Below are 7,018 nucleotides of genomic sequence, written 5' to 3' on the forward strand. Positions count from 1 at the left end.
GGCTCGGTTTTGTGTAATACTTACTGTCTGGTACACGGGGCGTGCACGGTGTTCGTCGCCTCGATCTTCTTCCACGACCTGGGCTGCGCCGGGGCCGGCGCCGGCGCCGTGGCGAAGGACGCCGCCCGCGCCGCGGGAGCGGCCGGCTTCACCGGCTGGAACAGCCAGGTGTCGAAGAGCGCGGCGAGCGGCTTGCCGGAGACCTGCTCGGCGTACTTCTGGAAGTCGGCCACGGAGGCGTTGCCGTAGGCGTGCTGCTGGGGCCAGCCCTTCAGCAGGGCGAAGAACGCCTTCTCGCCGATCGCGTTGCGCAGCGCCTGGATGGCGACGGCACCCCGGTCGTAGACGGCCGCGTCGAACTGGTCGTCCGGTCCCGGATCACCCGGCTTCACCGTCCAGAAGGCGTCGTCGGCCGGGTGGGAGGCGTACACGTAGTCCGCCAGTTCCTGCGTGGTGCCCTCGCCCTCGTGCTCGGACCACAGCCACTGCGCGTAGCGCGCGAAGCCCTCGTTGATCCAGATGTCCTTCCAGCCCTTGAGGCTCACGCTGTCCCCGTACCACTGGTGGGCCAGCTCGTGCACGACGACGGACGTGTTCGAGCCGTTCGCGAACTGCTTCGGGCTGTAGTACACGCGGGACTGCGTCTCCAGCGCGTACCCGGTCGTCGTGTTCGGCACGTACCCGCCCGCCGAGCTGAACGGATACGGCCCGAAATAGCCGCTCAGCCAGTCGACGAGTTCTCCGGTCCGCTCCACGCTCGCGCGTGCCGCCCCGTCGTTGTCGCCGAGGTCCTTGCTGTAGGCGTTGATCACCGGGACACCGCCCTCGGACGTACCGGTGGTGATGTCGAACTTGCCGAGGGCCAGCGTGGACAGGTACGTCGCCTGCGGCTTGTTCTGCCGCCAGGTGTAGCGGGTCCAGCCCAGCTTCGAGGAGACCGACTGGAGGGTGCCGTTGGAGATCGCCTGCGTGCCGTCCGGCACCGCCACCGACACGTCGTAGGTGGCCTTGTCGCTGGGGTGGTCGTTGCTCGGGAACCACCACCAGGCGGCCTCGGGCTCGTCCGCCGCGACCGCGCCGTCCGGCGTGCGGTGCCAGGTGGTGAAGCCGTAGGCGCTCTTCGTGGAGGGCACCCCGCGGTAGCGGACGACCACGGTGACCGGCGTGCCCTTGGCCAGCGGGCTCTTCGGCGTGATCACCAGCTCGTGCTGGCGCGCGGTGGTGAACGCGGCCTTGGCCCCGTTGACCCGCACCTCGCTCACGTCCAGCAGGAAGTCCAGGTCGAAGCTGGACAGGTCCTGCGTGGTCCGCGCCGAGATCGTCGCCGTGCCCTCCAGCTCGTCCGTCGCGGGCTGGTAGGTCAGCCGCAGGTCGTAGTGGGAGACGTCGTAGCCGCCGTTGCCGTAGTCGGGGTAGTAGGGGTCGCCGATACCCGGCGCGCCGGGGGAGTGGCTCGCGGCCGACGCCGGGATCGCCAGCAACAGGGAGGCCGCCGCCAGAGTGCCCGGCACGATGATTCTGCGGTGCACGTCAGCTCCAAGTCGTAGGGGAACGCAGTCTGTTCGGAGCCTATTGAGTCCCTGCCGCCCCAGTCATGTCCATGGCCACTGCTGTCACGTGATCGCCATTCGGCCGTCATGAGTGAAGCACTCCCGTGCACTCCCGTGCGCTCCCGTGCGCGCCCGCGCCCCTGCGGCCCCTTCCGAACCCTTCGCCCCGGCGACACGTCAGTTTCCCTCTTCTGCGCCGCAGTTGCCCCCTGTACCGTCCCGCTCATGCCGAACAGCATGCGCATGACGACCTGGAGAGCGCTCGCACTGGCGGTCATCGCCGTCCTGGCGACCGCTCTCCTCAGCCCCGCGGCGCACGCCGCCCCGCACGACGCCCGCACCCCGCGCGAGAGCCGGCCCGTCTACTCCTACACGGACGCCGTCCGCGAGTCCGTCTGGGTCGACACCGGCCTCGACGGTGACGGCGACGGCAGGACCGACCGCGTCGCCGCCGACATCGTCCGGCCCCGCGAGGCGGCCCGGCTGGGCCGGAAAGTGCCCGTGATCATGGACGCCAGCCCGTACTACTCCTGCTGCGGGCGCGGCAACGAGAGCCAGCTGAAGACGTACGACGCGAACGGCCGCGTCGTGCAGATGCCGCTCTTCTACGACAACTACTTCGTGCCCCGCGGCTACGCCGTCGTCGGTGTCGACCTCGCCGGAACCAACCGCTCCGACGGCTGCGTCGACGTCGGCGGCCGATCCGACGTCCAGTCCGCCAAAGCTGTCGTCGACTGGCTGAACGGCCGCGCCCGCGCCTACACCACCCGCACCGGCTCCACCCCGGTCAAGGCCGGCTGGACCGACGGGAAGACCGGCATGATCGGCAAGAGCTGGGACGGCACCATCGCCAACGGCGTGGCCGCCACCGGCGTCAAGGGCCTGAAGACCATCGTGCCGATCAGCGCCATCTCCTCCTGGTACGACTACTACTTCGCCCAGGGCGCCCCGCTGTACGGCTCGGGGCCCGACTGGCTGTCCGACGCGGTGGAGAGCGACGCCGCCCACGCGCACTGCGCCGCCGTGCAGAAGAAGCTCGTCGACGGCGCCCCGCGCACCGGTGACCGCACCCCCCTGTGGACCGAGCGCGACTACGTGAAGGACGCGGCCAAGGTCAGGGCGAGCGTCTTCCTCGTGCACGGCATGCAGGACCTCAACGTGCGCACCAAGAACTTCGGCCAGTGGTGGGACGCCCTCGCCGAGCACGGCGTCCAGCGCAAGATCTGGCTCTCCCAGACCGGCCACGTCGACCCCTTCGACTTCCGCCGCGGTGCCTGGGTCGACACCCTGCACCGCTGGTTCGACCACGAACTCCTCGGCTACCGCAACGGCATCGACCGCGAGCCCATGGCCGACATCGAACGCCACCCCGACCAGTGGGTGACCTCCACCGCCTGGCCGCCGCGCGGCACCGCGACGACCACCCTGCGTCCCGCGCCCGGCGCCAGGACCGGCGTCGGCACCCTCGGCCTGCGCCCCGCCCGCTCCACCGAGACGTTCACCGACGACCCGAAGCTGAGCGAGACCGACTGGGCCGCGCGGATCGACACACCGACCCCGGACAAGGCCGGCTTCGTGACCGGGCCGCTCGGCCGCGACCTGCGGTTGTCCGGCTCCTCTCAGGTCACCGTGACCGCGACCCCGACCACCACCTCGGCCCACCTGTCCGCCGTCCTCGTCGACCTCGGCCCCGACACCATCCGTGACTACGCCGACGCCGGTGAGGGCATCACCACCCTGACCGACCGCACCTGCTGGGGCGCGAGCACGGCGGGCGACAGCTCCTGCTACAAGGAGACGGCGGCGAAGACGACCCAGGTCGGCTTCACGGTCCTCAGCCGCGGCTGGGCCGACCTCGGCCACCACACCCGCGACGGCAAGGGCGGCCCGCTCGTCCCGGGCAGGGCGTACACGCTCACCCTGGACCTGGCGGCGACCGACCACGTCGTCCCCCGGGGCCACCGCCTGGCACTGATCGTCGCGGGCACGGACAAGGACCTCATCGATCCGCCGTCCACCACCCCGACGCTCACCCTCGACCTGGCGCGCACCTCGGCCAGGGTCCCGCTGGTCGGTGGCGCGGCGGCGTTCGCCCGCGCCACCGCGGGCTCCCCGCCCGCCGGCGTCGTGACGCCGTCCGCCACGGCACCGCGGCCCCTGGACGGCGTACGGGTGCAGCGCACCACGCACCCGCTGCCCGGGCGGTGACACAGCGCGCGGCCGGCCCCGCGGCAGGGCGCCGGACCAGCGCCGCGACACAGGGCTGAAGCAGCCGCGAAGAGCGGTTCAGGCGGCCGGGAGGACCAGCCCGGCCGCCTGCCGCGCACACCCCCAGGCCACGGTGACCCCGGCGCCGCCGTGGCCGTAGTTGTGCACCAGCGTGCGCCCGTCCGAAAGCGCCGTCCGCTCCAGCCGCACGCCCGCGCGCCGCGCCGGGCGCAGCCCCACGCGGTGCTCCAGCACCCGCGCCCCGGCGATCTCGGGCCGCAGGGCCGCGCACCGCGCGACGATCCGCTCGGCCACCTCGGGGTCCGGCTCCGTCGACCAGACGTCCTCCTCGGCCGTCCCGCCCAGGAGCAGACCGCCCGGCTGCGGGATGAAGTAGGTGGAGGACGCCGACACGTCGTCGACGGCGGTCAGCCACGTCGTGATCCCCGGGTTCTCCACGACGACCAGCTGACCGCGGACCGGGTGCACGCCCGGATCCGGTACGAGGTCGCGGGCGCCCAGGCCCGTGCAGTTCACCACCACCGGGGCGTCCACGGCGGCCAGATCCGTGACCGTCCGCTCCTCCACCACGCCGCCCGCCGCCCGCAGCCGCTCCCGCAGCCACGGCAGATGAACCGGCATGTCCACCAGCGGCAGCCGCGCCCACAGCGCGGTCCCCGCGTACTCCCCGGCGTGCGCCGCGCGCAGCCCGGGAACCTGCGCCGCCCACGGCCCGAGCCCGTCCAGCCGGGTCCCGCCGTGCACCCCCTCGACCATCCGCACGCCGGTCTCATCCGGGCGCGCGGCCAGCTCCGCGTACACGGCGTACGACTGCAGCGCCCAGTCGCCCACGAGCGCCTCCGGCTCGATCCGGTACGGCCACCACAGGCCCCCGGCGACGGCCGACGTCGTCCGCTCGGCGGGCTCCCGCGTCCACACCCGCACCCGCCGGCCGCCCTCGGCCAGCACCACGGCGGTCGTCAGCCCGATGACGCCTCCGCCGACCACCACCACGTCACCGCTCGGTCCACCGTCCATACGGCGACCGTAGCGGACGGTGTCATGACCGGCTCACCCCGCCCGCCCCGTACACCGCTGCGCCCGCGCTCCGCACGGACGACGGGGCGCTCGGAACAGGCCCTAAAATCGGCGGTCTGATGACTGCCACCCTCGTCGCCAAGAACCTCGCCGCCGGGCACGGCGACCGCGCGCTGTTCTCCGGGCTCGACCTCGTCGTCGCGCCCGGGGACGTGATCGGTCTCGTCGGTGCCAACGGCGCGGGCAAATCCACCCTGCTGCGCCTCCTCGCCGCGCTGGACACCCCCGAGCAGGGCGAACTCACGCTCTCCCCGCCGACCGCGACCGTCGGCCACCTGCCCCAGGAACCGGAGCGCCGCCCCGGCGAGACCGTCCGGGAGTTCCTGGCCCGCCGCACCGGAGTCGCCGAGGCCCAGCGGGCGATGGACGACGCCACCCAGGCCCTCGTCGACGGCGCCCCCGGCGCGGACGACACCTACGCGGCCGCCCTGGAGCGCTGGCTCGGCCTCGGCGGTGCCGACCTCGACGAACGCGCCGAGGAGACCGCCGGCTCGCTCGGCCTGGCCGTCGACCTGGACCAGGCGATGACGTCGCTGTCGGGCGGCCAGGCGGCCCGCGCCGGCCTGGCCTCCCTGCTCCTGTCCCGCTACGACGTCTTCCTGCTGGACGAGCCGACCAACGACCTCGACCTGGACGGCCTCGAACGCCTCGAACGCTTCGTCACCGGCCTGCGCGCCGGGACGGTCGTCGTCAGCCACGACCGCGAGTTCCTCACCCGCACCGTCACCAAGGTCCTCGAACTCGACCTCGCCCAGGGCCGCATCAACCTCTACGGCGGCGGATACGCGGCCTACCTCGAGGAACGCGAGGTGGCCCGGCGGCACGCACGCGACGACTACGACGAGTACGCCGACAAGAAGGCCGCCCTCCAGGACCGCGCGCAGACCCAGCGGGCCTGGATGGACAAGGGCGTCAAGAACGCCCGGCGCAAGGCGGGCAACGACAACGACAAGATCGGCCGCAAGTTCCGCAGCGAGGCCAGCGAGAAGCAGGCCGCCAAGGCCCGCCAGACCCAGCGCATGATCGAACGCCTGGAGGTCGTCGAGGAGCCCCGCAAGGAGTGGGAGCTGCGCATGGAGATCGCGGCGGCCCCGCGCTCGGGCGCGGTCGTCGCCACCCTGCGCGACGCGGAGGTACGGCGCGGCTCCTTCGCGCTCGGCCCGGTCTCCCTCCAGGTCGACTGGGCGGACCGCGTGGCGGTCACCGGCGCCAACGGGGCCGGCAAGTCCACCCTGCTGGCGGCCCTGCTCGGCCGTCTTCCGCTGGACGCGGGCCACGCGTCCGTGGGCTCCGGCGTCCTGGTCGGCGAGGTCGACCAGGCCCGCCGCCTCTTCCACGGCCCCCAGTCGCTGCTGGACGCCTTCCGCACCGCGGTCCCGGACACCGAACCGGCCGACGTGCGCACCCTGCTCGCCAAGTTCGGCCTGAAGTCGGACCACGTGCTGCGCCCGGCCGCGACCCTCTCACCCGGCGAGCGCACGAGAGCCGCGCTCGCCCTCCTCCAGGGCAGGGGCGTCAACCTGCTCGTCCTGGACGAGCCGACCAACCACCTCGACCTGCCGGCCATCGAACAACTGGAGTCGGCCCTGGACGCCTTCGAGGGCACCCTCCTGCTGGTGACCCACGACCGCCGCATGCTCCAGGCGGTACGGACGACCCGGCGCCTGGAGGTGGCCGACGGCAAGGTGACCGAACACTAGTTCCGGTCTTCACGACACAACCCGGAACCTCCCCGGAGGCGCCCACAGGTGCCGCTGCCAGGGGGCCTTACACTCGGCAACCGTTGCCCGGCGGAGAGAAGCCGCGGACCAGGAAGCCGCAGACAGAAAGGCATGGTTGCCCATGTTCCAAGACGCCCCCATCTACCACCAGCTCGTCGCCGAGCGCGGTGACGTCCCCGCACGGGTCCGGGACGCGGCCACGAGCATACGGCGCGAACTCGACCAGGTGATGCGGACGGGGCAGCCGTCGGGCGCCTTCGGACCCGGCCCCGGCGCGCGCAACGCCTCCCCACGCCCGCATTCCGCGCTGCCGCCCGGCCAGAATCCGCGATAACGGCCCCGCCGGCGGCAGCCCGCCTGCTCGTGCGTCCCCGGCAGTGGCGCGCGCCGGACGGCGGACCGCCGCGACGCGGCCACCGGGCCCGGCCCGCGCACCAGGCG

The 7,018-nt window shown here is 73.0% G+C and carries 5 protein-coding genes; 3 read left to right on the forward strand and 2 right to left on the reverse strand.

What is annotated here, in order from left to right:
* Positions 1-20: 20 nt before the first annotated feature.
* Positions 21-1,529, reverse strand: a complete 1,509-nt coding sequence (locus tag ACFC02_RS40820; RefSeq protein WP_376367809.1) for a M1 family metallopeptidase — start codon at positions 1,527-1,529, stop codon at positions 21-23.
* Positions 1,530-1,775: 246 nt separating this feature from the next.
* Between ACFC02_RS40820 and ACFC02_RS40825 the strand changes: the two genes are divergently transcribed.
* Positions 1,776-3,758 carry a Xaa-Pro dipeptidyl-peptidase gene (locus ACFC02_RS40825; RefSeq protein WP_376367811.1) on the forward strand — a complete coding sequence of 661 codons (1,983 nt, stop codon included), beginning with the start codon at positions 1,776-1,778 and terminating at the stop codon, positions 3,756-3,758.
* Between the two features lie 78 nt (positions 3,759-3,836).
* Here the strand turns inward: ACFC02_RS40825 and ACFC02_RS40830 are convergent, their stop codons facing one another.
* Positions 3,837-4,796: an NAD(P)/FAD-dependent oxidoreductase gene (locus ACFC02_RS40830; RefSeq protein WP_376367813.1), complete on the reverse strand. Its 960-nt coding sequence runs from the start codon at positions 4,794-4,796 to the stop codon at positions 3,837-3,839.
* 119 nt (positions 4,797-4,915) lie between these two features.
* On the opposite strand from ACFC02_RS40830, the gene ACFC02_RS40835 reads away from it, so the two are divergent.
* Positions 4,916-6,556, forward strand: a complete 1,641-nt coding sequence (locus ACFC02_RS40835; protein WP_376367815.1) for an ABC-F family ATP-binding cassette domain-containing protein — start codon at positions 4,916-4,918, stop codon at positions 6,554-6,556.
* 142 nt (positions 6,557-6,698) lie between these two features.
* Positions 6,699-6,911: a hypothetical protein gene (locus tag ACFC02_RS40840; RefSeq protein ID WP_360980099.1), complete on the forward strand. Its 213-nt coding sequence runs from the start codon at positions 6,699-6,701 to the stop codon at positions 6,909-6,911.
* Positions 6,912-7,018 lie beyond the last annotated feature (107 nt).

Origin of the sequence: Streptomyces sp. NPDC056160, from assembly GCF_042268205.1 — a bacterium.
GTDB lineage: Bacteria > Actinomycetota > Actinomycetes > Streptomycetales > Streptomycetaceae > Streptomyces.